The sequence below is a fragment of the Streptosporangium sp. G11 genome, assembly GCF_051192615.1.
GTDB lineage: Bacteria > Actinomycetota > Actinomycetes > Streptosporangiales > Streptosporangiaceae > Streptosporangium.
The window spans coordinates 1-1,750 of record NZ_JBPJUQ010000261.1 but is presented as its reverse complement, the minus strand read 5'-3'; the positions used below and the strand labels follow the sequence as shown (position 1 = coordinate 1,750).

General features: G+C 65.1%; 1 protein-coding gene and 1 pseudogene. One reads left to right on the top strand and one right to left on the bottom strand.

Annotated features, from left to right (window positions below; genetic code table 11):
* Positions 1 to 85: 85 nt before the first annotated feature.
* On the bottom strand, positions 86 to 502 hold the full coding sequence (tnpA, locus tag ACSDR0_RS50390; RefSeq protein WP_435296096.1) for an IS200/IS605 family transposase: 417 nt from the start codon (positions 500 to 502) through the stop codon (positions 86 to 88).
* A gap of 22 nt (positions 503 to 524) precedes the next feature.
* Here tnpA and ACSDR0_RS50385 point away from each other — a divergent pair.
* Positions 525 to 1,732: pseudogene (locus ACSDR0_RS50385) on the top strand (RNA-guided endonuclease InsQ/TnpB family protein).
* The last annotated feature ends 18 nt before the right edge of the window (positions 1,733 to 1,750 follow it).

The following is a 1,750-nucleotide window of genomic DNA, read 5'->3' as shown; positions in this document are numbered from 1 at the left end:
GCTACCAGGATGCGGGCCAGTGCTCCGGCCTTCAGGCCGGGGGTGAGGGCCCGCGCGGGAAGGCTCCCTGGGGCCTGAGCGTGCCCTAAGCCGGGCGGTTTTGCTGCTCGATGTACCGGCGCAGGACGCTGATCGGTGCCCCGCCCACCGACCCGGCGAAGTACGAGCCCGACCACAGCTTGTTCGCCCGGTAATAGTGACGGGCCAGCTCGGGAAACTCGGTGCGCATCCTGCGGGAGGACACGCCCTTCAACGAGTTGACGAGTTTGGACAGGGCGACCTTGGGTGGGAAGTTCACCAGCAGGTGGACATGATTGTTCTCGCCGTTGAACTCGGCAAGCTCGGTCTCGAAGTCGGCACACACGTCCCGCATGATCTCCTCCATCCGGTTCAGATGGGTGTCGGTGAACACCTTGTGCCGAAACTTGGTCACGAAGACCAAATGCGCATGCAGGGCAAAAACACAGTGCCTGCCGGTTCTGATGTCTTCGCACTCGGCCATAAACCAACGATATGATCAGCGGATGCAGCTCCGTTACAACTACCGGGTGTATCCCGACACCGACCAGCGTGCCGCGCTGGCGCGGGCGTTCGGGTGCGCCCGCGTGGTGTTCAACGACGGGCTGCGCATGCGGACCGACGCCCGCGCGGCGAATCTGCCGTACATCTCGGACGGGGAGTTGTCCAAGCGGATCATCACCCAAGCCAAGCAGACCCCGGAGCGCTCCTGGCTGGGCGAGGTCTCCGCCGTGATCCTTCAACAGGCGCTCGCCGATCTGAACACCGCCTACCGCAACTTCTTCGCCTCCCTGGCAGGAAAGCGCAAGGGCCGTAAGGCCGCCCCGCCCCGGTTTCGGTCGCGCAAGGATTCGCGCCAGGCGATCCGGTTCACCAAGAACGCCCGGTTCACGGTCACCGAGTCGGGCCGCCTGCGGTTGCCGAAGATCGGGGACGTGCCGGTTCGCTGCCGTCCGAACCTTCCTCGGTGACGGTGATCAAGGACTCGACGGGCCGGTACTTCGCGTCGTTCGTCGTCGAGACTTCGGACGAGGCGCCGCCGGAGACGACGGACGAGATCGGCATCGACCTTGGGTTGACGCACTTCGCGGTGATGTCAGACGGCGAGAAGGTGGACAACCCGCGCATCCTGCGGCGCGCGGCGAAGAAGCTCCGCAGGGCGCAGAAGGCGCTGAGCCGCACGCAGAAGGGCTCGGCGAACCGGGCCAAGGCCAAGGCGAAGGTTGCCAAGGCGTACGCCAAGGTGACCGACACGCGCCGCGACCGGGCGCACAAGCTCTCCACCATGTTGATCCGCGACAACCAAGCGGTCTATGTGGAGAACCTTGCCGTGTCCGGTCTGGCGCGCACGAAGCTGGCGAAGTCGGTTCACGACGCCGGGTGGTCGCAGTTCGTGACCATGCTGGAGTACAAGGCCGTCAGGTACGGCCGCCACTTCGCCAAGATCGACCGCTGGTTCCCCTCGTCGAAGCTGTGCTCGGCGTGCGGCACCATCGCGGACAAGATGCCGTTGAACGTCCGGTCGTGGACGTGCGGATGTGGTGTCATCCACGACCGGGACATCAACGCAGCGATCAACATCCTCGCCGCCGGGCAGGCGGAGAGACTAAACGACTGTGGAGCGCGGGTAAGACCGGGACCTGTTCCGGCACCGCGCGATGAAGCAGGAACCCACCCGAAGCCCACGCGGCAGGCGGGAATCTCCGTCCTTTAGGACGGAGTGGATGTCAAG